This window comes from Corynebacterium sp. HMSC05E07, assembly GCF_001807225.1.
Classification (GTDB): Bacteria; Actinomycetota; Actinomycetes; order Mycobacteriales; family Mycobacteriaceae; genus Corynebacterium; species Corynebacterium singulare.
Genome location: NZ_KV788240.1, coordinates 95557 through 120456, shown reverse-complemented (window position 1 = coordinate 120456; position 24900 = coordinate 95557). Strand labels below are relative to the sequence as shown.

Here is a 24900-nt window from a genome sequence, read left to right as displayed (position 1 = left end):
TCCTCTCTCGGGGGTTTCGGCGCGCGTAGGGGAGCTAGAATGCCGTGGGAGCTAGAAAAGGGTGACCGGGCGGACCTTGTTGGCCAGGTCTACGAGGGCGTAGCGGTGGCGCGAGAAGGGCGCCTGGCGGGCAAGAGCCCGCAGAGTATCGGCCAGGCCATAGCGCAGGCCGCGCTGGGTAAAGGGAAACTCGAAAAGGTCGTTGGGGGAAGCCGAAGCGTCAAGGTCGGCATCGCGCAAGAAAGTTAAGGCGGCCGAGATGACGGCAATCTTGATCTGGAGGAACCGCGGTTCGTTCTGCGGAATCTCCTCAAGGCGGCGGGCAGCGCGGCGAATGCGCGACTCGGAGAGATCATGGACAATGAGCTGCAGAATCGTGGTCAGGCGCGCCATGCGGTGATGGCGCGAGGCATTCGGGACCTTGTCCAAGGTGGTCACGGCCAGTTCCACTTGGTGTTCCGCGCGTAGCTGGCGGGCCAAACCGAAGGCGGAGGAAACCGTCGATGGGTTCGTGGCCCACACGATTCCGTAGAGGCGCATCGAATTGAAACGCAGGTGCGCTGGCTCCTCGGTGACGTGGTCCCAGATTCCCGGCTGTTCCTCGAAAACCTCGTTGGGTAGATCCGCAAGTGAGGTGGTGAGGTTGGCGCAGGCGCGGGCCACGGAGGCGTCGATAAGCGCTGCTTCTGAGAACCCCAACTGTTGGAGAATCAGTTCATTGACCGCGCCAATGGCCAACTTAGGGGCAGCTTCACCAGGTAAAATGTCGAGGACATGGGCGAAGTGAGCCTGGGCCTCGCGGTACTTGTCCAGCAGCAGTTCCGCCACGCCGGAATACCAGTGGAAACGCCAGTCATTGCCCAGGCGGTCCTTGATGGAGGTCAGCCATTCGCGGGCCTGACCGATATACCCCAGGTCAATCATCGCGCGCACCACGCCGAGGGGAATCTCCGCGGACTCTTCATACTCGGGAGTCTGCATGGCCTGGCGGAGTGTCTCCAGAGCTTCCTGTGGTTCCGTGTAGGAGGAGCCCTGAAGCAGCGAGGCACCCACATCGGAGCGCATGATGAGCGGGGCCGGAAGGGCGGAAACGACCTCGGGGGCGGTGATGCGGACGGTGCGATCGATGCCGTCAATGAGCTGGTCCGTGCGGAAGACCAGGTGCTTCGTGCCGAAGGTTGTACGCTGCGGAGAGAACACCGAGTGCTGGGCCGGGTGCTGGATGCCATCGCGGATGGCGATGACCTCACGGAGCACGCCAAAGAGCTGATTGCGCAGCTCAGACACGGAGTGGAAGCGCTTGTCCGGATCCGGATCCGTAGCGCGCAGCAGCAGGCGGTAGAAGGAGAGATAGCGACGCAGCAGCGGCTCCTCGGCCGGGGTGGGCAGGCCAGGTTTGTACACGCCGTCCTCGACCGGCAGCTTGAGCACCATGCAGGCCAAGGTGCGGCCGATGGTGTAGATGTCGCTGGCAATGGAGGGCCCCTTGGTGGCGATTTCCGGGGCCTGGAAACCTTGGGTGCCATAGATATGGCCGAAAGCACCGATGCCGGAGACCGCGCCGAGATCAATGAGCTTGACTTGGTCTTCAGTGACGATGATGTTGGACGGTTTCAAGTCGTTGTAGACCACGCCGCGTGCGTGGAGGTAATCCAAAGCGGGGAGGATCTCCAGGATGTAAGCAATCGCAGTATCGACCGGGAAGACGTCATTCTCCTGGTGGTTGCGGCGGCTCTTGAGTGAGGGGCCACCGACGTATTCCATAACGATGAAGCCGCCGGGCACGCGGGCGTCATCGATGAAGTTGAAAATCTTGACGATGTTCGGGTGCGTAATATCCGCCAAGAACTCGCGCTCCGATTCAGCAGTGGCGGTTTGTTCGGCGGAGTTTTCTGACTGCATGCCTTTAAGCACGACGATGCGCCCGGAAACGAAGTGGTCATTGGCCAGGTAAATCCATCCCAGACCACCGTGGGCAAGGACGCCGAGAATCTCGTACTGCTCCGCCACTATGTCACCGGGCTTAAGCTGCGGCGGGGCAACACGTGGCGAATCCTCCGGATCAATGAGCGCCTCGCGCGGGTTGCTGGGAACAACGAAGGGCAAGGTGGCCATGCCGTCGGCCACCTCACGGTCGGTGCGCTTGGTGGTGCGCCGCTGACGGAAGGTGTCGATGGCGCGGCGGCGTGAGGCCTGGGAAGGATCCTCAGTCTTGCGGCGATCACGCAGCTGGCCCAGTTCCTCAATCAGCGCAGCGATGTTGTCGGAATCGACGTAGTCACCGTCGCCGGATGTACCAGAGCGCGGTGCTCGACCAGTGGCCTTACCGCCCGCGCCGGGGTGGGCGGGCGTAGGCAGGACGACGCCGTCTGCATTGCCTTCATCGCCATCGTCCTCATCGTCGGCAAAAGGATCGAAGGGAACGGCCGCGGTGTGGTCGAAAGCTTCGGCGGGGTCTGATGCCCCGGCAGAGCCACCGGCGTCGGCTGCTCCCGGGGCGCTGGATGGGCGGACGGCGGCGACGGTGGCATCCGTGGCTTCTTCTGCAGCCGCAGGGTTGTTGCCTTTGCTAGTCCCTTCACTGTCGACGTCGCTGTTGACCTCGTAGTCGTCGTCGGCGAAGGGGTCGAAAGGAACGGCCTCGGTGGCGTCGTTGGTGTCGTCGTAGCGCGAGGCATCACTGGGGGCGGGGCGTGCTGAGGGCGCAGCGTCCGGCTCGTGCTCCTCGGGCGTGAGGTGATCGAGCTCGTCTTCGCTGAAGCGGTGCGTCACGGTTGTCTCTCCTCCGTCGTGTCGGCCTTGTTATCGCCCTTGGTGGCGCGGCCCTCACCGGAAGACTCTTCCGAGGAGGTGGACTTTGTGGCAGGCGGTGTCTCGTTGAGATACTTCGGCGCGGGAAGCGAGGGGCGATCCATGTAATTTCCCAACCATGTGTTGAAGAGCCTCAGCCACGTGCCATCGGAGCGGATGCGCTCTAAGGTGGAGTTCACCTGCCGGATGAGGGGGCGGGAGTCATAGGAGGCATCTGGCTTGCGCACGGCCACGCCGTAGCGTTGGGTCTCCAGGGCATCGCCGACGATCTCGGTGTAGGAATCCTGAGCCAGCATGCCTGACAGCAGCGCATCATCGACCACAATGCCATCGGTCTGCCCCAGCTGCAGGGCCATGAGGCAATCGCCCCACGCGTGGGTCTCCAGAATGTCGGAGGACGGGGAATGCTTGCGAATGGCATCCACCATGGTTGAGCCTTTCGCCGCGCAGAGCGTCAGCCCCGCGGCGTCCTCAATGGAATGAATGCCGGAGTTCTTGAGCACGAGCAGGCGGGCATCCGTCTTCATGTACGGGATGGAAAAAGCCACCTCGCGCTGGCGTTCCGGACTAATCGTCATGGTGCGAATGACCATATCCACCGTGCGATCATTGAGGGCTTTGGCGCGGTCGGAGGCCTCCACGAAGCGGAAATCCACCTTGGACGAGTCACCGAAGATATCGTGGGCGATTTCGCGGGCAATGTCCACTTCAAAGCCGCGCACCTCACCGGTGACGGTATCGCGGTAGCTCAACAGGTTATTGGAGCGATCCACACCCACGATGAGGCGGCCGCGCTTGATAATGTCCGGCACGCGCTCTTCCGGCGTCTTGTCATCCGGGCGGTAGGAACCATAGGGCTCCGCATCGTTCGGCTTGGCTGCTTCGCCCACACCGGCCGGTTCGATGATGGCATCCTCCGGCAGCGGTGGGCCGGGGGTGGAATGGATATCCGCGCTCGTGGACAGGACGGGATCTGGCGCCGTGGTGTGGGTAGTCTCGCAGGCGCTCAGCATGAGGGAGAAGGTGGCCAGGAGGGACGCTGACAAGCACAGGCGTTTCATTAGAGGTACTCCTGCAGACGCGGACGAATGCCCAACCACACCGCGATGATGGCGCCGAACGTCGCCAGCGAAACACCCGTGGACACCAGGGTCATGGCGTTAAGGCCCCGCATCAAGTACTGGCGCATGGACTCGCGGGCCTCATCGATGAGGGCGGCCAGTGAATTGTCCACCGCATTGAAAGCGCTGGCGGCGGTAGGGGCGCCATCCGGATCGATGGCGGTGGCTTGGTACACCGCGGCGTCGTAGTCGCCCGTGGAAAGATCCTCCATGAAGGCCTCGTGCGTGGTGCTCCAATCCTCCACTGCCTGCGTGGCTTGGGGTATGAGGGTGGGATCGGAGCTCTCGTCCAGAGCCTCTTCATAATTCCGCAGGGCCTGGTTGACGGAGTAGACCGTGGAGTTGAAGTGCACGGACATGTCTTGCTGGGAGGAGCGTAGGACCAGCGCGAGGGTCTCGGAGGTACGCATCTGCTGGGCCTCAATACGGGACGCAGTGAGCGAGTCCCAGGGGCGCGAAACCGTTTCGAAGCCCTGGTGGCCCGAGGCCCATGTGGCAAAGTTCGCGGCGGAAGCCCATGCCAAGGCGATAAAGAGCAAGCCCGTGGCTACGACGAATCCGCGGTTGAGGCGGCGGCGGGTGAGGCGCCACAGCCACCATTGAGCCAAGCCCAAAAAGATGAGCGCCGCCACCAGCCCGGAGAGCGGGACCCACTGCGGGCGGGTAAGGCGTTGTTGCTGCTGGGTGACCTTTTCCGAAGTCAAGGTGAACAGCTCCGCCGCGGCCGGAAGAATGCGGGTGCGCATCAGCGCAGAGGCATTCGACATGTAGGAATTTGCCACCGCATTGCCCGCGCGGTGGTTGACACGGGCCTTTTCCACCAGAGCGGTATAGACGGGCAGCTCGCGCTGGATAAACGTGACGAGTTCGCGCACGCGTTCATCCTCGGCAGAAGAGCCCACGACGGACTGTGTGGCGGCGACGGCAGCGGCGTCGATGGCTTCGTTATAGCGCTTGCGGTTGCCCTCCGGCTCCACACCTGCTTGGACAAAGCCGGTGGTGGCAACCGTGTCTGCGAGCGAGAGGTTGGTGTAAAGATGGTGCGCCGCATTCGACATCGGCTCGGTTGAGGTCAACAGCGCGTCGAGGTCGTCATGGCGGGCGGCTGAGGATGAAGACATGGAAAAACCCGCCGCAGCGAGGGCCGCGGTGAGGATGAGCGTGACGGTAAAAAGCTTGCCTGGGGTGGTGGCAGCGAAGCTGTACAGGCGCCTCACCACGCGCGCCGGGCCAGCAAAAGAACTCATGGCTAGCTGCGTGGGACGGCTAAACGCTGGTGCGGCGGGCTCGGGGACGTCATCGAGCCAGTGATCGCCCCACGATTCGGGGGAGTGCTCGCGCAGTTCGGTGGCCGGGCCGGTCATTCCCTTAGGATAGCGCTCTTCACCCGTAAGTGGGTATAGATTGGAGGTATGTGTGCGCGTGTAAACCCAGAACTTTCCGGCGATGGATGGGCCCAGGGCCCGAACGGGGTGCCTGTGTGGGGCAAGTTCGGTGCGGCGGGGCTCTTCCTCGTAGCTGGGGATGAGGTGCTGCTTCAGCACCGTGCCACGTGGACTAATAATGGCGGGACGTGGGGAATCCCGGGCGGGGCGCGCGATAAGCCGGAAACTCCGGAGCAGGCTGCGCTGCGAGAGACCGAGGAAGAAACCGGCATCGCCGTGGCGGATGTGGAGGTCCTCGAGTCCATCGTGACCTCTGGGCCGTTTGATGGCGGCTGGACCTACACCACGGTGCTGGCGCGAACAGTAACGGGCCAGCGCTTGGAAACGACTCCTAACGAGGAATCCGCTGAACTGCGCTGGGTGCCGTTTGCACAGGTAGACCAGTTGGACCTCATTCCACCTTTTCGGGAGGCATTGCCCGGGCTGGTGGAGCGTTGTGGGGAGCTGAACCGCTAATACAGGCACATGGCAGGAAGCTGTGGCACGCTGTAGTGCATGATTGAAGTAGCCGGACTGACAAAACAGTATAAGTCTGTCCGCGCCGTTGATGACCTCACCTTTCAGGTACAGCCGGGACAGGTGACCGGCTTCTTGGGGCCCAACGGCGCGGGAAAGTCAACGACAATGCGGATGATCCTGGGCCTCGACCGGCCCACGGCGGGCACAGCCTTGGTGCATGGCAAGCCCTACCGAGAGCTCAAGCACCCGCTGCGGGAAGTGGGCGCGCTTCTTGACGCTAAAGCGGTCCACGCCAACCGCTCCGCCGCCAACCACCTCAAGTGGATGGCACAGTCCAACGGTATCCCCACCTCGCGCGTTGATGAGGTGCTGGGGCTAGTGGGGCTTTCCGACGTCGCCGGAAAGAAGGCCGGCGGCTTCTCTCTGGGTATGGGCCAGCGCCTCGGCTTGGCAGCGGCACTCCTAGGTGACCCAGGCGTGCTGATTCTGGATGAGCCGGTCAATGGCTTGGACCCCGAAGGTATCCGCTGGGTGCGCTCGCTCGTGCGCGCGCTTGCTGCAGAGGGCCGCACGGTGCTCATTTCTTCCCACCTCCTTTCGGAGATGGCACAGACTGCTGACCACCTCGTGGTGATCGGTCGTGGCCGCCTCATGGCCAACCAGCGCACCTATGACTTTGTCAAGGAAAACTCGACTGCCTCCGTCATCGTTCGCTCAGAACACCTGGGCGAGTTCGGCTCCGTCCTGCGGGAGGCCGGGGTGTTCTTCACCACGTCTGTGGATGAGGAAAACCGACCCACACTGGTTATTCCAGAGCAAACCACGGACTACATTGGCCAGCTGGCCTATTCTACCGGCGTGCCCCTGACGGAGCTCTCGCTGCACAGAGCCTCCCTTGAGGAGGCCTTCATGGCGATGACCAATGATGTGGTGCAGTACCAGGCGCAGCCTGGTGGGGCGCAGACAGCCGCGGGTAGCGGTGCCGGCATCAACGCAGAAGGAGCTCAGCACTAATGTTTCTCAACATGCTCAATGCGGAGTGGACCAAACTGCGCACCACTAAATCATTCTTCTGGACCACTGGCCTGATCTTGGTCATTGCGACAGGTTGGACGCTGATTAACTCGCTTAACGCGGGCGAGCCCGTCCTGGGCATAAGCCCCCTACAACCCAATTCTCTTGTAGCTGTGCTGCTGCTTTTGGGCGTACCGATCCTCATGATCCAGGGTGCCATGGTGGTGACCACGGAATACCGCCACAAGACGCAATCGGTGACGTACATGGCCAACCCCAACCGGTGGTTAGTGGCCGTTGCGAAGTTAGTGCTCTATGGCTTCATTGCTGCGCTCATCATGTTTTTCAGTGAGGTGTACATCTTTGTCCTCGCCGATATGACGACCAATCCTGCCGCCGCGGAAGCGTTCCACCCCTTCTCAGAGGACAGCGCTCAGCGCCTGCTGTGGACGGCGCCGCTGGCCGCCTTTGGTGCGGTGATGTTTGTCCAAGGATTGGGCCTTTTGCTGCGGCAGACCGCCGGCACCGTGGCGATTGCCCTCATCCTCTACATGGGCCTGGAAAACGTGGTGCGCATCCTTCCTGTGGTGGGGGATGACATTATCCACTTCATGCCGTTTACCGCCTTCACCAACTGGACCATGGACATGGTGGAGGACAGCGCCCCCTGGGATTCAGTAGGCATGGGCGGAGTGGTCTTCTTCGCTTGGGCCATCATCCTGTGGGGTATCGGCGTGCTGGTTCTGGAGAAACGCGACGCGTGATCCCCTTCCCCCTAGTGGCATCTTTGGCGCTGTTGTCCGCAACGGCGCCTTTTGCAACTGACATGTACCTGCCGGTCATGCCAGCCATCGTCGCTGACCTCGACACCACTCGCTCGATGGTGCAGTTGACCATCTCCGGTTTCTTTATCGGTATGGGCGCCGGCCAGTTGCTGGTGGGTCCGCTCTCTGACGTTTTAGGCCGCAAACCCCTTCTCCTCACCGGGGCCTCTGTTGCTCTTGCTGCCTCCGTCGTCTCGGCCATGGCACCGAGCGCTACCGTCCTTGTCGCGACCCGTGTTTTCCAAGGTCTTGGCGGCGGGGCTTGCGTGGTGCTCGCACGTGCCATTGTCCCGGACCTTGTCCATGGCGCTGCTGCCGCGAAAGCTTATTCGCTGATCATGGCCTTGCAGGGCATTGCCCCGGCTGTTGCCCCGGTCTTAGGAGGGGTGTTGGCGGAGCCACTGGGATGGCGGGGTATCTTCTGGGTGCTTGCCGGCTTGCATGCTCTACAACTGATTCTGGCCTGGTTCATCGTTCCAGAGACCGTCAGCGCGCGTTGTGGCCCAGAGTCATCTCGGGTGAGCTTGGCTCGCACTGTTGCCGGTAATTATTGGGCCGTCATCACGAATGCCCGGGTATGGGGCTATCTCATCACCATGGCCTTCGGCTTCTGCTCGATGTTTTGCTACATCTGCGCTTCCGCCTTCGTTCTTCAAAACCAATGGGGCTTTTCGCCCTTGGGCTACTCGCTCATCTTCGGCATGAATTCCGTCGGCCTTTTCGCTGCCACCGTGGTGAATTCTCGGGCCATGGACTCGCTGTCACCTGCCGTCATGCTGCGGATAGGTGTGTCCGGAATCGTCGTGAGCGCACTGCTCTTGTTGCTCACGGTTGTCATGGACGCGCCGGTGTGGTTGAGCCTTGCCGTCCTCTTCACATGCATCGCGCCCACAGGATTCATCATGGGCAACGCCACCGCCCTCGCCACTGGGCTTATGCGCTCGCGCGCGGGTAGTGTCTCCGCCATCATGGGGTTTGGCCAATCCCTGCTGGCCAGTGTGGTTAGCCCGCTCATGGGGCTCGGCTCTAACCCGGCGCTGACTATGGCACTTGGCATGGTGGTCTGCGGCCTTGTGGCTCTGTTCGGACTGTGTACTTCCTGCCGCCTAGCTGGTTGATTTTTTTGGCGTGGCGCGATTGATCCTGGTGGTGGAGGGTTTCCGCGTGCCGCATTACGAGAGTCACATTGAGGACCATGATTGCCAGCGCACATGTGTATCATGTGCGGCATGTCCGCTCCCCGCCTTGCCGAGCTGCGCCTGCGCAGGTTTAAGTCTTTTCACGATGCCGTACTCACGCTACATCCGGTGACTTTTCTTACAGGTTTAAACAGCTCCGGCAAGTCGAACGCCTTAGATGGGCTTGAGGTTTTGTCGCGGTTATCTTTGGGCTCGGAGCTCAGCGATGCTCTTGATGGACGTATGACGCACGCAGGGCCAATTAGGGGAGGCTCCCGTGGCTGTGCACCACACGGCGAAGATAGTTTTGAGTTGGGCTGCACTGTCGAAGCTGGAAAAGATGTTTTTCGCTTTGACGTAGAAATACAGGTGCTTCCGGAACTGCGAGTGCTAAAGGAAAGCCTGGTGGGGCCAGGGTATTCCGTAAAAAGTGGGGTCAGAACTGAAGAAGCAGAGCTTTTCAAGACTCAACCTGCGGCAGATAAGCTTGCTGGAATTTATACGGAGATTTTCAACGGAAAGCGTGGCGCGAACCCAGCAACCCTTATGCGGGACTCCCGTCTAATTCTAGGGCAGGTAAATGCAGTTCTTGCAGGGAAAAACCGCGCGGAGAATTCAGTGTTGAAGGGCGCATCGATTGTGAGTACTGCACTTCGATCTGTGTTTCACCTTGACCCGGTGCCAAGTCTTATGCGCACTTACGTTGCGAAGAAGAACGCTCAGCTCAAACGTAGTGGCGAAAATCTGTCGGCGGTACTGTGGCAATTACGCAGAGATTCGCCTGAGACCTTCCACGATTTAGGGCAGTTGGCGGCACACGTTACCGGCGTGGACTCTACTTTGGATTTCATTGACACTCAGCTGGATGAAGTGATGCTAACTCTCGTCGAGCACTTTGCGGATGGAAGGCATGAAAGCACACCCGCACGTGAAATGAGCGATGGGCTTCTTCGATTCCTGGCGATTGCAACGGCATTAAAAACAGCTCCCAGAGATTTGGATATCGAGCAGCCTCTTTCAAGCGGAGATGATGTGGACAGCGCCGTAGCGCAAATCGTCGTCGAGGAAATGGAAAACGGTCTCCACCCGTCACAGGCGCAAAGAGTTATGCACATGCTTAACGAATCAGCACACAAGCATGACTCTCAGGTTCTTGTAACAACTCATAGCCCCGCGATTTTGGATCAGATTTCTGGTGAAACTAACGGTCAGGTTGCGGTGTGTTACCGAGATGAGAAAACCGGGAATAGTGAACTTTCACCATTGGTGGAATTACCGGATTTCGTGGATTCTATTTCGAAACACAGTCTGGGAGCTGCTGTAACTGCCGGCGAATTGGTCGATGACACCGATACGAAGGCTAGCTTCGACAACCTGAATAAGCTTTTTGGGATTGGCTGATGCGCGTTTACTTCATCGACACTTCTGTGCTGGACAATCTGCTTGAGATTCCGAAAAAATGCCAGGATCGAGAACAAGTGAAGTACGACTTTTCTCAGCGTCAGTCCGAAGACTCTAGGTTTATCTTGCCTATCACTGCTGTTATCGAAACCGGAAATCATATTGCGCAGCTTTCGGACGGTCGGGTAAGACGCGATATTGCGGAGAAGTTTTCGAGCATGCTCGAACTGACAGCGCAACGGCAAGCTCCGTGGATTCTGCACGATTTTCAGTGGAATAAGGAATTTATTACTGAGTTGATTTCACAACATCGAGCGGGTCAAACGATGGTGGAATTGATGATGCAGCAGGTCGGCGGTGGAGACCTTTGTATTTTGACGGAACGGGAGCTGTACAGGCGAGCTACCGGAATAACCGCAGAGGTGTGGACATATGACGCCATGCTCGCCAGTAGTTCCTAGCGGGAGTGTCTGAGCGCTGAGCAGCTTAAGGCGCTCTACTGCAGCGCCGAGGTCAGGCGCATGACGTTGTCCACGTAGCGGCGCAGCAGGCCGCGCTTGTTCCACTCTTCAAGGGTCAGCTCGTGGCAGACCTTCTTGTAGTTAATGGCCAGCTGGGTGAAATGCTCGATGAGGTCGCCCTTGGCCACGAGCATGGTGGACTCATAGTTGAGGCCGAAGGAGCGCATGTCCATGTTGGAGGAGCCGAACATGCACAGCGGATCGCGGTTCGGCAGGTTCGGATCCGCCAGCATGAACTTCGAGTGCAAGACAAACGGTTCAGGAAACTGGAAAATGCGCACGCCTGCTTCCAGAAGGGCCTGGTAGTAGGAGGACTGCGCGTGGTCGACCATGAACTGGTCAGCTTTCTTCGAGACCAGGAGATGGACCTCCACGTCGCGGTAGCAGGCGGTGGTGACGGCTTCGAGCAGGGACTCGTCCGGGATGAAGTACGGTGAGCACATCACCAGCTTCTCCTTGGCATGGTGTACCACAGAGTTGAACATGCGCAGGTTCGGCTCAGTGGTGTAACCGGGACCGGAGGGGACAAGCTGGAGGTGGTTGGCATCGGGCGTCACAGCATCGTCATAAGGCTGCATGTCCAGGGAAAGCTGTTCCTCGGACTCCAAGTACCAGTCCACCGCGAAGACGGCGGCCAGGGAGGTGACTGCCGGGCCCGTGATTTCCACCATGTAGTCAATCCACGCGCGGTCCTTGGTCTTGTACTGGCGTTTGATCATGTTCATCGAGCCGAGGAAACCCGTGTGACCATCAATGACCACGATCTTGCGGTGGTTGCGCAGATCGGGGCGGCGGAAACGGCCCTTGTGTAGCTGTAGCGGCAGCATGAGGTGCCATTCCACGCCAATCTCCGTCAAGCGCTTGCCCAGGGAAAAGTAGCCCTTGTACTTGTAGCTTCCAATCTGGTCCAGCAACAGCTTGACCTCCACGCCGCGCTCGCGGGCGCGCTTGAGGGACTGGAAGAAGACATCCGTGACCTCGTCCCAGGACTGGATGTAGATCTCAACGAGCACGTATTTCTCGGCGCGATCCACAGCCCGTGCCATGGCCATGATGGCCTCGTTATAGGAAGCATGAAGCCCCTTGTTGTGTCCAATGAGTGCCGGGTGCCCGGTGAGGTTGCGGTTGAGCTGGATAAGTGACTCGATTTCTGGGGACAACCTGCCCTTCGGGTGGTTCGGTGTGGAGGCGGTGACGTCAGCTATCAGCGCGTTGGCCTCTTGTTGAATGCGGTGACGCCGCCGGTTGATGTAGGGCGAGCCCATGAGCAAGAACAGGGGCAGGCCTACGATGGGCAGCACGAGAATGGCCAGCAACCAGGCGGTAGAGCTGGATGGCCGGCGGCCTTCGGGGACGACGCCGATGGCGACAATCTTGATGCCATAGTCAAGGATGAGCAACGCCAACTGCCATGCAGAGAGATCAATATTCAGGCTCATATTTGCCTACCGCACCGAGTCGAAATCAGGAACGTCGAAATCAGCAATGAGTGGCACATGGTCTGAGGTTTTATCACCCGCACGTTCCACCAGATCCACCTGGGCGCCCTGCACGAGCTCGGCCAAGGGGGCGGTGGCCAGCTGGAAGTCAATCCGCATGCCTTCGTTCTTCTGGAAGCGCAGGGACTTGTAATCGAAGTAGGTCCAACGCTCTTTCTCCGTGAAGCGGCGAGTGACCTCTTCCAAGCCGGCCTCTTCAAGCATCTGGAAGGCCGCGCGCTCCGGTTCGGTGACATGAGTCTTGCCGCGGAACAGGCTCATGTCCCACACGTCCTCATCGCGTGGGGCAATGTTGAAATCGCCCGTGAGCAGCAGCTTCGACTGCGCGCGGGTCTCCACATAGCGCGCGAGCGCGTAGAGGAACTGCAGCTTGTAGTCGTAGTGCGGGTCAGTCATTTCGCGCCCATTTGGGATGTAGAGCGACCAGATTTCGATTCCGCGGATGCGCGCAGATACCGCTCGGGCCTCGCGCTTTTGCTCCTGTGCCGGGTCCTTGTGAAACCCGGGCTGGCCGGGGAAGAAGGTCTGGACCTCGTCCGGCTCGTCCTTGGACACAATGGCTACGCCATTCCACTGGTTCAGACCGTGGCTGGTGACGTGGTAGCCGGCCTCCTCGAAGGGCGCGCGGGGAAACTTCTCATCCGACACCTTGGTTTCCTGAAGACAGAGCACGTCGATATCGTGCTTGGCCAGCAGATCCACCGCGCGGCCGACGCGGGTGCGGACGGAGTTGATGTTCCACGAAGCGATGCGCATGTGAATCAGGGTACTTGAGCAACGCGGCAGGCGTAACGGTGGCGGTGCTGCTCCAGGAAGCCGAGCTTCTCGTAGAGACCAATCCCGGCTACGTTGTGCGCCACGACCTGCAGGTAGGCCTTCTGTGCGCCGTGCTCCTTGCCCCACGCCAGCATGTGCGCGCCGAGCGCTGTTCCCAGCCCCTTGCGCCGCCAGCCTTCAGCCACCTCAACGGCCGAGTAGCCTAACCACAGCGTGCCATCGCCGGATTCGGTGAGCGTGCCGCGCGTAATGGCAATTGTTTCGCCCGCGTCGGACAGCAGGCGGCCAAAGCCCATCGTGCCGTCAATGTGGCTGCGCAGATACTCCAACGCCAGTGGTGGGAGTGACTGACCGCGGAAATGGTAAAGGCTGAGCCACTCGGGGTCGGGTTGCTTGTCGACGACAAAGTGGACGTCGCTAAGCTCCGGCAACTCCCCGAGCTCCCGCACCATGACCAGGATCTCCGGCTCCAAGGACCACGCCTCGGGCGAAGCCGCGATGAGCTTCTCGGCAGGATTGCCAATGCGCTCCGGGATGGCCAGGCGCGTGGGCAGGTCATGGCGGGCATAGAAAGCGTCGATCTCCTCGATGGGCACCGGCATAAAGCCCGCCGAGGGGCCCAGGGGAATGGCCGAGTTGGAGCGTCCCGTCACGCCGTCACCAGCGCGCATGAGCCACTGGCTATCGGCGGTCCACGTGTGCTCCTTGCCCGGGAAGGCGGCGGCGGTGGCGACCTCGACGGCGCGGATATCGGAATTGCGCACCGTGCGCGGCGAGAGGCGCTTAATAATCTTGAGCTGCTCCTGCGGGATCTCTACTGCCTCCAGCGAGGAGGGGTATCCGCCCACCTCCTGTGGGCGGATGACCAGTGGATCCACGCTCACCACGTGGCCAATGACATCGCTGTGAACCCCGCCAAAATCGCGCCGGGCCACAACGCGCTCGCCCACGGAGACGGCGTCGGAGCGGAAAATGCGGGACATTAGTCGTCGTGCCCGAAAGGATCCTCGTCCTCGCCTGGAACCCAGGTCAGGCCCGCTTCGGTCCACCCGTTGCGCTTAATGGTCTTCTTGGCCTGGCGCTTGTAGCGGCCGGTGAGAACGTCGGTGTAGACGAAACCATCAAGGTGGCCGGTCTCGTGCTGCAGCATGCGCGCGAAGAAACCGTAGCCCTCGATGGAGATGTCTTCGCCCTTTTCATTCTTGCCGGTCACGCGCGCCCAGTCGGCACGGCCGGTGGGGAAGCCCTCGCCAGGAACGGAGAGGCAGCCTTCGTCCTCGGTGCCATCATCGGCCGGCATGGTTTCTGGGATTTCGGAGGTCTCCAGAACGGGGTTGATGACGCAGCCGCGGCGCATGCCGCCCTCCGGCAGCTCGGTGCCGTCGGGCCCGTCGGTGTCGGGGCAGTGATAGACAAAGAGGCGCTTGTTTACGCCAACTTGGTTGGCGGCCAAACCAACGCCGTGCGCGGCGTCCATGGTTTCGTGCATGTCCGCGATGAGCTCCTGCAGCTCGGGGGAGTCAATGGCTTCGGTCACGGGCTCGGTCGGATTGTGGAGGACCGGGTCGCCGTGGATAACGATGGGGCGAATAGTCATGGCATACAGTTTAAGCATGCAGTCCCTGTCAGACCTAGACGCCGCCATTTTGGAGTTCGAGTCCCACGCTCCGCGTGATATCAGTGCCAAGGAGGAGGCCATCCGCGCGCAGTTGGATATGTCACCGGTGCGTTATCATCAGCGCCTCAATGTGCTTCTCGACGCCCCAGCGGCCCACGCGTCCCACCCTCTCCTCGTCACGCGCCTTCGCCGGCTTCGGGATGCCCGCGAGGACGTTCGCCGCGCCGCGCCGCGCTAAGCAATCCACGCTACGCCCGTTGCAGATACTAGAGTTTCCTGTGTGACTAATGTGAATCCGGAAAACTCTGCTTCGTCCGTTAACGGCGCGCGCCCCGCCGCCGATTCCACCGACCCTGCTGCAGCTGGCGTCAACCCTGATGCTCGCGCTGGAGATCCAGTTGCCGCACCGGCTACTGCATCGGCTGCCGCACCAGCTGCCGCACCGGCTGAGGCGCCAGCCGCCGAGCCTGTCGCTGCGGGTACTGATGCCGGCGCTGCCGCAGCACCCGCCACTAAGCTGCCCGTCCGTGGCCTCGCCATGGTGCTCATCGCCGTGGCCGTGATGTTGGGCATGTGGGCCCTCTATGCCATGACCTCGGATAACTCCGAGAACGTTGCCGAGGATGGCGGCAATAACGATTCCGCCGTTTCAGGTCCCGCCAACGGTGGCGCCGAAGGCGAGGGACAGGGCGGCCAGGCGGGCGCCGGCAACAAGGATGCCGGCGCGGCTGGCGGCGCGGCTGGCGCCGATGCTGATAAGGACGGCAACGCAGCAGGCAGCGACGCCAAGAAAGACTCCGGCAAGGATACTGATGCGGCCGGCGGTGACGCCGATGCCGGTCAGGATGCTGCTGCCGAAGGCGACGACGCCGCTGAGCGCGACGGTGCCGCGGCAGACCGCGAACAGGCCGATATCCCGGTCAACGTCTACAACAACTCCGGCCGCGCCAACTTCGCCGCCGATGAAGCCGAGCGCCTGAAGTCCCAGAACTTCAAGGTTTCCGAGGTAGGCAACCTGAGCGGCGAGGTTCTCGTTGCACCGCAGACCACCGTCTACTACCCGGAGGGTGACGCCGCCGCGGAGAACCTGGCCAAGGAGCTTGCTGCCCAGTACTACGGCGGTAGCGTCCCAGGCGGTGCCATCGCGCCCTACCCGGCCGAGCTGATCGGTGATTACACCAAGGGTGACGCCGTCGTCGTGGTCCTCGCCGTGCCGCAGGCTTAAGGAATAAAATCTTATTAAATTCATCCGCTCGACAGATAAGATGAGTGGGTGAATATTCCGGAAGAGAACTTCGCCCGCTCCCTCGAGCCAACACTTGGGGTTGAGTGGGAGGTAGCCCTCGTAGATCCAGTGACCTGGGATCTCGTGCCGCGTGGCGCGGAGCTCATCGACTCCGTCCGTGCCGCCCACCCTGATATCCACTTGGAGAAAGAGTTTCTCCAGAACACCGTGGAACTGGTCACTGGGGTCTGTCGGACCGTGCCGGAGGCGATGGGGGACTTGGGGGCGTCGCTCAGCGCAGTGCGTGAGGCGGCCACCGCTATGGACGTGCGTCTGTGGGCCTCCGGCGGGCACCCCTTCACCGATTTCCGGAAGAACCCCGTCTCCAACAAGGCAAGCTACTCCGAAATCATCAACCGCACCCAGTACTGGGGGCAGCAGATGCTGCTGTGGGGCACGCACGTGCACGTGGGCATTCGCCACGAAGACCGCGTGTGGCCCATCATCAACGCGCTGATGACGAAGTACCCGCACCTGCTGGCCATCTCTGCGTGCTCCCCGGCATGGGAGGGCCTCGATACCGGCTATGCCTCCAATCGCACGATGCTGTACCAGCAGCTGCCCACTGCCGGCATGCCCTATCAGTTTGAGAACTGGACACAGTGGCAGTCCTACATGCGTGACCAGGCCATTTCGGGTGTTATCAACCACACGGGCTCGATGCATTTCGATATCCGCCCGGCCTCCAAATGGGGCACGATTGAGGTGCGCATCTCTGACGCCACCTCCAACCTGCGCGAGCTCTCCGCCATCGTAGCGCTGACTCACTGTCTGGTGGTGCACTTTGACCGCATGCTGGATGCCGGCGACACGCTGCCGACACTCCAGCCATGGCACGTGGCAGAAAACAAGTGGCGCGGCGCGCGCTATGGCATGGACGCGCTGGTCATCACGTCGCGCGAGACCGACGAGCGGTGGGTCAAGGACGAGCTGGCGGACATGCTAGAGGAGCTCGCGCCGCTATCCCAGGAGCTGGGCTGTGCCCGCGAGCTGCAGCTAGTCCAAGAAATCATCGACTCGGGTGCGGGCTACCAGCGGCAGCGCCGCCTCTACGAGGAGACCGGCAGCTGGCAGAAGGTGGTCAAGGCCACCGCAGATGAGATGGAGCAGCTGCTGCCACTTTAAGCCTGAGGTGGACGATATGGGTATTGATATCGCTACTGCTTCGACGCCGGAACTGCCGTTCCAGCCTTGTAGCGCGGGGCGATGAAGCCCCACAGGGCGTAGGCAGCGATGAAGAGCACGCAGGACAGAGTCCACAGGGACGTTGCCCACGGCTGGAAGGACTCGAGGGTGTCGAGGTTCGCGGAGGACATGGTAAACCACACCGGCACCGACATGAACGGCAGCGACACCACGACAAGCGCTGCCAGCGCTGCCAGGCCGGCGAGCTGCTCACCGAACTTGCCGGACACACGCGCGCCCACCGCCTGGTTCACCGTCACGAAGACCAAGACCGCAAAGGGGATGGTCCACACGAAGTGGTGGTACCAAGAAAACGGGGACACCAAGCAGGTGCTCAGGCCCGTCAGAGCGAAGGCTGCGGTACGGTTGCCCCGCTTGTAGGCCGTGCGCAGCGCCAGGCAGGTGAGCACGAAAACGGTGAGGACGGCCAGGAGCCACCACATACCGCCGTCGATGCCCAGAACGCGGAACATCAGCGAGCGCAGCGACTTCGCACCGGGGTTGGCATGCTCGCCCACGCGGGAGGAGTTGAACATGGCATCGGTCCAGAAGTCCAGAGCATCCGGAACGAAGATGAAGCCCAGCACCACCGTCACCAGGAAGGTGACGATGGAGCCGACCGCAGCCCACCAGCGCTTTTCAAAGAGCAGCGCCAAGCCCATGTAGGCCGGGGTGAGCTTGATGCCCGCCGCCAAGCCGATACCCACGCCGGGGAGGCGGCGCTTCATCGGCAGGAAGTCAAGGGCCACGAGGAGCATGAGGAAGACATTGATCTGTCCGTAGTACAGCGAACCGTGCATCGACTCGTTCGCCGGCGTCAGTGCCGTCAGCAGAACCGCAACGACAATGGCTGCAGGGCTGAGCTTGATGCCGCGCTCGCGGAAAATCATCACCACAATCGCCAGCACTGCCAGGAACATGAGTGCCGGCCAGAGGATGGTCAACGCGCCCTCGCTAAAGAAGGGCAGAACCTGGAAGAGGATGCCGGCGAAGGGTGGGTAGGTGAAGGGGAATTCGTAGATATAGGGGGCGTCGTACAGCAGCCCGCCCGCGTTGAGGTCTGCGCCCGCCATGCGGTAAATGGCCAGGTCAAAGGGGAGGATGTAGGTGAACGCTTTGTGGCCGTCGAACTGGATGATGCGGTAGACCATCACCGCGATGCCCAGTGCCAGGACAGTACACAGTGTGGGGATGCCCTGCAGCTTCTTCACGTGAATTCTCCTCGGCCGATGAAAGGTGTCCCTAGGAGAATATAGTAGGGGCCTTTCATCGAAGGGGAACGAACCACCGTTAACTACTTGCGGCGCATGGAGCGCGTAGCCGGGTGTTCGTTGCGCGACATGGACTCCGCGGGGCCGTAGAGGCCTTCTCGGCGAGCGATACGCGAGGTCCGCTGGGCCGTCACCGGGCTGGTGATCATGGCAAAGAGCACGAGCAGGATGAGAATACCCAAGTCGCCGCGCTCAGCCACGCTGAAGTCCTCCGAGCCCGTCACCTTGATGAGCGCGCCCAGGATGGTGAAGATGAGCCCGGTCGTCTGCGGTTTCGAGATGGCATGTACGCGCGCCATGGTGTCGCTGAACCTCGCGACGCCGATCGCTGCCGCCAACGTGAGAATCGAGCCGGCGAGGATGAGGATGATCGAGAGGACATCGGCAATCAGTGCGTAACTCATGAATCCCTCTTCCTGAAACGTGTCACGGATACCGTGGAGATGAAACCCAACAGCGCCACGACGAGCATCGCGTTGGATACCGTGGTGTCCAGGCTCCAGCAGATGTAGGTGGCCATGGCGCATTGGAACATGGCCACGAAACCGTCCATGGCCACGAGCCGGTCGAGCGAGTTTGGCCCGACCACGATGCGCCACGTCGTGATGAGGAAGGCCACCACGAGGAAGCCAGCAGCCACGGTGAGCAGGATGTTATAGAGTCCCGTATCCATTAGAGGTGGCTCCTTTCAAAGATGGCAATCATGTCCGCCTCCAGTTTGCGCACGGCAGCGATTTCGCGCTCGAGGTGGCCTTCGGAGTCGGCGTTGAGCAGGTGGATGGTGAGCATGCGGTTCGCAATATCGATATCGGACACCGTACCGCCCGGCTGCAGGTTATACAGGCTCACTGCCAGCGAGAGAACGAACTCATTTTCCACGCGCATCGGCACTTTCACAATCGCGGTCTTCGGTACCGCCTGTGGGCGCACAGCCAGCCACCCAACCTTGACGGAGGCCTCCAGCAGCTCCACGAACCAGCCGGCAGCGAAGCGTACAAGTTTGCCCCAACTCACCGACATCCCCGCCACGGGCATGGCCGGAAGCGGCAGGGCCAGCACGATGAACAGGCCTACCAGCAGGCCGCCGACGAGGTTCGCCACGGTCACCTCGCCCATGAGCAGGCACCACATGACCACAATCCACACCACAAACCACGGATGGAAGCGGTGCTTGATCCCGGAAAGCTTCATCGTGCTACCTCCTTCTCATCGTCGTCCACGTGGGTGGGCAGGGGAGCCGTCACGCTTTCCGACGTCACCCTCGTCGGCGCCGCCGGCAGCGGCTCCGGCAGGGGATTGTTGCGGTTCTCCAGCGAGTCCGCACCGCTGTCGTAGCGATCCTTCGGGTCGAGGTGGCGGGTCGGGTCATCAGAAGAATCACCCAGAACGGCGTAGCGGTAGATGGAATCATCCTGGGCTGACGTCGCGGCGCGGGTGGTGACACCGGAGATGGGGCCCGCCAGGAAACTCATGGATACCGAGGCGATCACCAGCAGGGAGGTAGAGGCTAGCATGCCAAAGGGCAATCGTCCGACGTCGTCGCGTTCCTCCAACTCGACGTATTCGGTGACCTCCGCGAGCGGGGAGGGCCGGGCCATCGCAAGGTGACCTTCAGGGGCATCGGCGCGGTCACGCAGGAAGCCCTTGGCCCATACCAGCACCATGACGTAGAGGGTCAGCAGCGAGGTCACCACGGCACCGCCGATGAGCACCCAGGAGAGCCAGGAGCCTTCGTTGGCGCCGGCCTGCAGGAGCATGACTTTGCCCAGGAAGCCGGAGAAGGGCGGGATACCGCCGAGGTTGATCGCCGGGATGAAGTACAAGATGGCGATGAGCGGTGCGGTGTAGATAAGCGAGCCGAGTCGGCGCAGCGAGGAGGTACCGGCCTGGCGCTCAATGAGCCCCACGACAAGGAAGAGTGCGGTTTGCACCAGAATGTGGTGCACGGCGTAGAAAATGGCACCAGACAGTCCCTGCGCGGTGCCCAGAGCAACGCCGAAAACCATGTATCCGATGTGGCTGACCAGGGTAAAAGACAGCAAACGCTTGATATCAGATTGGGCGATAGCGCCTAAGATACCCACGAGCATCGTTGCCAGCGCGACCCACATGAGCAGGCCGTCGAGCCCGCCATCGGTGAAGATGGAGGTACGTGCGCGAATGATGGAATAGACGCCGACCTTGGTCAGCAGACCCGCGAACACCGCGGTGACGAGCGACGGCGCCGTGGGGTAGGAATCCGGAAGCCAGGCATCGAGCGGGAAAATGGCGGCCTTAATGCCAAAGGCAATGAGCAGCACGGAGAAAACCGCGGTGCGCGTTCCCGCCGGTACGTCCTCCATACGTATGCCAATCTGCGCCATGTTCATCGTGCCCACCGTGGCGTAGACATAACCCAAGGCCAGCACGAAGATGAGCGAGGAGGCCATGGACACCATGACGTAGCCCACGCCGGCGCGCACACGCGCTTGGGAGGCTCCTAGGGTGAGCAGCACGTAGGAGGCCACGAGGAAGATCTCGAATCCGACGTACAGGTTGAACAAGTCACCCGCCAAGAAGGACACGTTCACGCCCATGGTGAGCAGCATGTACGTCGGCAGGAAGACCGCCACCGGCTGGTCCTTCGTGCCATCGCGCACACCCTGTGAGATGGCATACCACATCACGGAGAACAGGACGACGGAGGAGGTGAAGAGCATGACCGTTGACAAGCGGTCAGCCACCAGCGTGATACCCACCGGTGCATCCCAGCCGCCCACCTGCAGGGTCTGAATTCCGGCGGTATCTGCGATGAAGATCAATGCGGCATTCACCGTGGCCATCGTCAGCAGGGAGAAGAAAGCAATGCGACGCTGGGCGTTAACGCTGCGCGCACACAGAATGGCCAAGACGGCAGCTAATGCCGGAATGATGATCGGCAGTGGAATGAGGTAGCTGACGTAAGGCAGCAACGCTCGTACGAGCGCCGCGATGGTCTCAGTCATCGGTGGCCTCCTTTACGGGAGCCTCAAAGACGGTGGGGCCAAACTTATCGCCTTCCTTGGTGGCGCGGCCGGTGGTCGGATCGTTAGAGGCATCGTGGTCAGGTGCGGCGGAGGCATTACCTGGGCGTGAGGCCATGGCCGCAATGGCGGTGTCCTCCGTGTCATCCTCAATGACGTCAGCACTACGGTAACGGTACTGGCGGTACGCCAAGGTGAGGATGAAGCCGGTCAGTGCCATGGAGATCACGATGGCGGTGAGGATCATGCCCTGCGCCAGTGGGTCGGCGATCTGCTCACCGTAGGGTGCGGAACCGCGGCCGTCGATAGGCGGCGAGCCCGCCTGGCCGCCGGCCATGAGCATGAAGAGGTTGGCGCCGTTGCCCAGCAACAGAATGCCCAGCAGCATCTTGGTCATCGCGCGATCCAGCATGAGGTAGACCCCAGCGCCGCAGAGCGTGCCGGCGGCCAGCAGAAGCATCAGATTGGCATCCATTAGGCGCGCTCCTTCTCTTTCGCTTGTTCCTTCGCCTTGGTGCGGCGCGCCAGCGAGCGGGCTCGGTCACGGGCGCGCTGCTTACGCATCTCTTCTTCCTGGTCAAGTTTCGCACCCAAAGAGGAGAGGACGTAGAGTGTGAGGCCCACGACGATGAGGTAGACGCCGGCGTCGAAAAGCAGCGCCGACGGCAGCGAGACATCCCCGATGAGAGGAATGCCCACCTTTGTGTAGGCCGTGGTCAGTGGCGGGTGCCCAAAGAACAGTGGGGTGACCACCGCACCGAGGGAGAGCAGCAAGCCCACTGCCATGGTGCGGCCGCCGTCGAGAGGCAGCGCCTCATCGAGCTCCGCGCGCCCGCCCGCAAGGTAGCGCAGGATGAGCGCCAAGGCCGCGACCAGGCCACCGGCGAAACCGCCGCCGGGGGCGTTGTGGCCGCTGAAGAAAAAGTAGAACGACAGCACAATCATGGAGGGGAACAGGAGGCGCGTGCTCACATCCACCATGAGGGAACGGTTGAGAGCCTTCTCAGATTCCACCTCCGCGGCCAGCCAACGGCGGCCAGTGGCGCGGAGGATGGGGCGGCGCGACTCACGAGCGAAACTTTGCGTGCGGTAAATGAGCGAGGCAATACCCGTGGCCGCGATGATGAGAACCGTGATTTCGCCGAAGGTATCCCACGCGCGCAGGTCCACGAGCAGGACGTTGACGGTGTTCGCGCCGTGGCCAATCTCCTTGGCCAACTCTGGCATGTACTGCGAAATAGGCTCCTCGCGGCGTGCGTTGACGGCGAACATGCCCACGACGGTCACGGTCAGGCCGACGCCCACGGCAAGCCAGGCGCGCAGGCGCCCCACCTTGGGGTCCTGCTTCCACTCGGTATTGGCTGGCATGCGGCGCAGAACCAGCATGAAGAGCACCATGATGATGGTTTCCACGAGTAGCTGGGTCAGGGCCAAGTCCGGTGCGCCGTGCAGGGCGAAGATGAAGGACAATGCGTAGCCGGTGACACCCACAACGATGACTCCGGAGAGACGGTTATCCAGCACCGTGGCACCCACCGCGGCGATGATAATGATGGAGGCGGCGATGGCCTGCCAGGGGTTCTCGGCCACAATCATGTGAACGTTGGTGAGGTCACCGTTAATCAGCATGACCATGGGAAGCACCATGAGGGTGGCAAAAATGACCGTCAGGTTGAACTGCAGCGAACCGCGCTGGGTGGACGCGGTGGTGCGCAGGGAGAGCTGGCGCAGGGAGTTGATGATGGCGTCGTACGCCTTGTCCGCCGAGCCCAGCGCGGGGTAGGTGAATTGCGCCTTGCTGAGGGCTTGGCGCTGCCAGTGCATGAGCGCACCGGCGGCGACAATCACCGCAGACAGGAGAAGCGCGATGGTCCAGCCGTGCCAGAGCGCCAGGTGGGAGGCCTCCTCCACACCGAAGGTGTTGTCGAGGTGTTGCGTGATGCCGTGTGACAGGGGAGTGGGCAGCAGGCCAAAGAAGATGGTGAGCAGGGTCAGCGCCGCCGGCGGGATCCACAGGAACGGGCCTACCGGGTGCATCTCGGCGACGGCCTCGGAGGGCTCCTCCTGGCCCTTGGATGCGAAGGCTCCCCACAGGAAGCGCAGCGCGTAGGCCATGGTCAGCGCCGAACCCGCAACAACGGCCACCAGCAGCATGTTGCGGGGCATGCCGACGAGCAGGTCCTCACCCATGATGGCCTCCAGCGTGGCCTCCTTCGCCACGAAGCCCAGCAGTGGTGGGATTCCAGCCATCGACATCGCCGGAATGATGGCGAGGAGATACAGCGCGGGTTTCTTCTTGCCCAGGCCCGCCAGCTTATCGATGTCCCTCGTTCCCGCCGCATGGTCAATGGCACCGACGATCATGAAGAGCGCGGCCTTAAAAAGGGAATGCGCGATAGTGAGCGCGAGGCCTGCCTGCATCGCTTCGCGTGAGCCAATGGCGATGATGGCGGTGATGAAGCCCAACTGGGAGACAGTGCCGTACGCCAGGATGAGCTTGAGATCACGCTGCTTGAGTGCCATCCAGCCGCCGAGCAGCATGGTGAACGCGCCCAGCGGGAGCACGACGAGGTGCCACGTGGAGATGTCGTGCATGGAGGGCGCCAGGCGGGCGACGAGATAGATGCCAGCCTTGACCATGGCGGCGGAGTGCAGGTAGGCCGACACCGGGGTCGGGGCGGCCATGGCGCCCGGCAACCAGAAATGCGCCGGGGCGATGGCAGATTTCGACAGAGCTCCGCAGAGAATCAGCACGATGGCCACCGTGAGGTACGGCGTGTTCGCCAGCTGGTCGGTGGCCGCTATTGCGGTGAAGGACCACGCACCGGTCTGGCGGCCCAGCAGGACGATTCCCATGAGCATGGTCAAACCACCGAGTGCGGTGACCATCAGAGCTTGCTGCGCGGCACGGCGCGAGGAAGCGCGCTCGCCGTAATAGCTCACCAGCAGGAAAGAGAGCAGGGAGGTAATTTCCCAGAAGACGTACAGCAGCAGAAAGTTATCCGCAATGACCAGGCCAAACATGACCGTGGCAAAGCCCACCATCTGCCCACCGAATAGCGCGAGACGGCGCCGTGACTGGTCAAAATAGCCCCAGCAGTAGACCAGTACCAAAGCGCCTACGCCGAGGATGATGAGGCTGAATAACGCGGACAGCGCATCCATGCGAAAACTAATATCGAGGTGCGCGGCCGGCATCCATTCGGCGTCGAAGGCCAACTGGTTGCCATCACGAAGCGTGCCGTCAGTGAGCTGACGTAGAACCCAGAAGAACCCGACGGCGGGCACAATGGCGAGAAGGCCGAAGGCTCGGCGGCCGAGATAAAAGATGAGAAATGGAGCGACGATGGTGGTGATCACCAAGGCGCTGAAGAGAGTGAGCACGGCGGTTGCGGGGGCGTCCTTTCCAAACGTGGGACGGGGGCTACACCCACCGCAATGGCAGGCATTGGCTAGTGCTCACCCTACAGAGTGGAACTCCAGTTTTCA

At 61.5% G+C, this 24900-nt stretch carries 23 protein-coding genes; 9 read left to right on the top strand and 14 right to left on the bottom strand.

What is annotated here, in order from left to right; translation table 11 throughout:
• Nucleotides 1-51: 51 nt before the first annotated feature.
• Genes HMPREF3149_RS07930 through HMPREF3149_RS07920 form a run of 3 tightly spaced genes read right to left on the bottom strand, consistent with a single transcriptional unit; the run spans nt 52 to nt 5296 of the window.
• Nucleotides 52-2772: a serine/threonine protein kinase gene (locus HMPREF3149_RS07930; protein ID WP_070537378.1), complete on the bottom strand. Its 2721-nt coding sequence runs from the start codon at nt 2770-2772 to the stop codon at nt 52-54.
• Complete coding sequence (locus HMPREF3149_RS07925) at nt 2769-3872, bottom strand: glutamate ABC transporter substrate-binding protein (RefSeq protein ID WP_083280812.1); 1104 nt, start codon at nt 3870-3872, stop codon at nt 2769-2771. Before HMPREF3149_RS07925 ends, HMPREF3149_RS07930 begins: the two co-directional genes overlap by 4 nt.
• On the bottom strand, nt 3872-5296 hold the full coding sequence (locus HMPREF3149_RS07920) for a hypothetical protein (protein WP_070537377.1): 1425 nt from the start codon (nt 5294-5296) through the stop codon (nt 3872-3874). Before HMPREF3149_RS07920 ends, HMPREF3149_RS07925 begins: the two co-directional genes overlap by 1 nt.
• A gap of 48 nt (nt 5297-5344) precedes the next feature.
• On the opposite strand from HMPREF3149_RS07920, the gene HMPREF3149_RS07915 reads away from it, so the two are divergent.
• The 6 genes from HMPREF3149_RS07915 (at nt 5345) to HMPREF3149_RS07890 (ending at nt 10714) form a co-directional block, all read left to right on the top strand.
• The gene (locus tag HMPREF3149_RS07915) at nt 5345-5833 is read left to right on the top strand and encodes an NUDIX domain-containing protein (protein WP_070537376.1); all 489 of its coding nucleotides are present in this window, start codon (nt 5345-5347) and stop codon (nt 5831-5833) included.
• A 39-nt stretch (nt 5834-5872) separates the two neighbouring features.
• Entirely contained in the window at nt 5873-6850 is a 978-nt protein-coding gene (locus tag HMPREF3149_RS07910) for an ABC transporter ATP-binding protein (protein WP_070537375.1), read from the top strand.
• Nucleotides 6850-7614 carry an ABC transporter permease gene (locus HMPREF3149_RS07905; RefSeq protein ID WP_042532442.1) on the top strand — a complete coding sequence of 255 codons (765 nt, stop codon included), beginning with the start codon at nt 6850-6852 and terminating at the stop codon, nt 7612-7614. The genes HMPREF3149_RS07910 and HMPREF3149_RS07905 overlap by 1 nt, the downstream gene beginning before the upstream one ends.
• Nucleotides 7615-7637: 23 nt before the next feature.
• Nucleotides 7638-8792: a multidrug effflux MFS transporter gene (locus HMPREF3149_RS07900; RefSeq protein ID WP_256366434.1), complete on the top strand. Its 1155-nt coding sequence runs from the start codon at nt 7638-7640 to the stop codon at nt 8790-8792.
• Nucleotides 8793-8903: 111 nt separating this feature from the next.
• Nucleotides 8904-10253, top strand: a complete 1350-nt coding sequence (locus HMPREF3149_RS07895) for an AAA family ATPase (RefSeq protein WP_070537390.1) — start codon at nt 8904-8906, stop codon at nt 10251-10253.
• The gene (locus HMPREF3149_RS07890; protein ID WP_070537373.1) at nt 10253-10714 is read left to right on the top strand and encodes a hypothetical protein; all 462 of its coding nucleotides are present in this window, start codon (nt 10253-10255) and stop codon (nt 10712-10714) included. Before HMPREF3149_RS07895 ends, HMPREF3149_RS07890 begins: the two co-directional genes overlap by 1 nt.
• Nucleotides 10715-10749: 35 nt before the next feature.
• On the opposite strand, the gene cls is transcribed toward HMPREF3149_RS07890, so the two are convergent.
• The 4 genes from cls to HMPREF3149_RS07870 are packed head-to-tail and all read right to left on the bottom strand — an operon-like array spanning nt 10750 to nt 14647.
• Nucleotides 10750-12213: a cardiolipin synthase gene (gene cls, locus HMPREF3149_RS07885; RefSeq protein WP_070537372.1), complete on the bottom strand. Its 1464-nt coding sequence runs from the start codon at nt 12211-12213 to the stop codon at nt 10750-10752.
• Nucleotides 12214-12219: 6 nt separating this feature from the next.
• A complete protein-coding gene (locus HMPREF3149_RS07880; protein ID WP_070537371.1) occupies nt 12220-13029 on the bottom strand; it encodes an exodeoxyribonuclease III in 810 nt (269 codons plus the stop codon).
• A 5-nt stretch (nt 13030-13034) separates the two neighbouring features.
• A complete protein-coding gene (locus HMPREF3149_RS07875; RefSeq protein WP_070537370.1) occupies nt 13035-14033 on the bottom strand; it encodes an N-acetylglutamate synthase, CG3035 family in 999 nt (332 codons plus the stop codon).
• A complete protein-coding gene (locus tag HMPREF3149_RS07870) occupies nt 14033-14647 on the bottom strand; it encodes a peptide deformylase (protein WP_042533452.1) in 615 nt (204 codons plus the stop codon). The genes HMPREF3149_RS07875 and HMPREF3149_RS07870 overlap by 1 nt, the downstream gene beginning before the upstream one ends.
• 16 nt (nt 14648-14663) lie before the next feature.
• Between HMPREF3149_RS07870 and HMPREF3149_RS07865 the strand changes: the two genes are divergently transcribed.
• The 3 genes from HMPREF3149_RS07865 to HMPREF3149_RS07855 are packed head-to-tail and all read left to right on the top strand — an operon-like array spanning nt 14664 to nt 17078.
• On the top strand, nt 14664-14906 hold the full coding sequence (locus HMPREF3149_RS07865; protein WP_042532429.1) for a DUF3263 domain-containing protein: 243 nt from the start codon (nt 14664-14666) through the stop codon (nt 14904-14906).
• Between the two features lie 42 nt (nt 14907-14948).
• Complete coding sequence (locus HMPREF3149_RS07860) at nt 14949-15893, top strand: LytR C-terminal domain-containing protein (protein ID WP_070537369.1); 945 nt, start codon at nt 14949-14951, stop codon at nt 15891-15893.
• A gap of 48 nt (nt 15894-15941) precedes the next feature.
• Complete coding sequence (locus HMPREF3149_RS07855; protein ID WP_070537368.1) at nt 15942-17078, top strand: glutamate--cysteine ligase; 1137 nt, start codon at nt 15942-15944, stop codon at nt 17076-17078.
• Nucleotides 17079-17110: 32 nt separating this feature from the next.
• On the opposite strand, the gene HMPREF3149_RS07850 is transcribed toward HMPREF3149_RS07855, so the two are convergent.
• From HMPREF3149_RS07850 to HMPREF3149_RS07820, 7 genes are all read right to left on the bottom strand, one after another.
• Nucleotides 17111-18349, bottom strand: a complete 1239-nt coding sequence (locus tag HMPREF3149_RS07850; protein ID WP_070537367.1) for a glycosyltransferase 87 family protein — start codon at nt 18347-18349, stop codon at nt 17111-17113.
• 83 nt (nt 18350-18432) lie between these two features.
• Entirely contained in the window at nt 18433-18813 is a 381-nt protein-coding gene (locus HMPREF3149_RS07845) for a monovalent cation/H(+) antiporter subunit G (RefSeq protein ID WP_042532420.1), read from the bottom strand.
• Entirely contained in the window at nt 18810-19082 is a 273-nt protein-coding gene (locus HMPREF3149_RS07840; protein WP_042532418.1) for a monovalent cation/H+ antiporter complex subunit F, read from the bottom strand. Before HMPREF3149_RS07840 ends, HMPREF3149_RS07845 begins: the two co-directional genes overlap by 4 nt.
• Nucleotides 19082-19600, bottom strand: a complete 519-nt coding sequence (locus HMPREF3149_RS07835) for a Na+/H+ antiporter subunit E (protein WP_070537366.1) — start codon at nt 19598-19600, stop codon at nt 19082-19084. The genes HMPREF3149_RS07840 and HMPREF3149_RS07835 overlap by 1 nt, the downstream gene beginning before the upstream one ends.
• Nucleotides 19597-21393 (bottom strand): Na+/H+ antiporter subunit D, encoded by a 1797-nt coding sequence (locus tag HMPREF3149_RS07830; protein WP_070537365.1) that lies wholly within the window; start codon nt 21391-21393, stop codon nt 19597-19599. Before HMPREF3149_RS07830 ends, HMPREF3149_RS07835 begins: the two co-directional genes overlap by 4 nt.
• Nucleotides 21386-21886 (bottom strand): Na(+)/H(+) antiporter subunit C, encoded by a 501-nt coding sequence (locus HMPREF3149_RS07825; RefSeq protein ID WP_070537364.1) that lies wholly within the window; start codon nt 21884-21886, stop codon nt 21386-21388. Before HMPREF3149_RS07825 ends, HMPREF3149_RS07830 begins: the two co-directional genes overlap by 8 nt.
• Nucleotides 21886-24795 (bottom strand): Na+/H+ antiporter subunit A, encoded by a 2910-nt coding sequence (locus tag HMPREF3149_RS07820; RefSeq protein WP_070537363.1) that lies wholly within the window; start codon nt 24793-24795, stop codon nt 21886-21888. Before HMPREF3149_RS07820 ends, HMPREF3149_RS07825 begins: the two co-directional genes overlap by 1 nt.
• Nucleotides 24796-24900 lie beyond the last annotated feature (105 nt).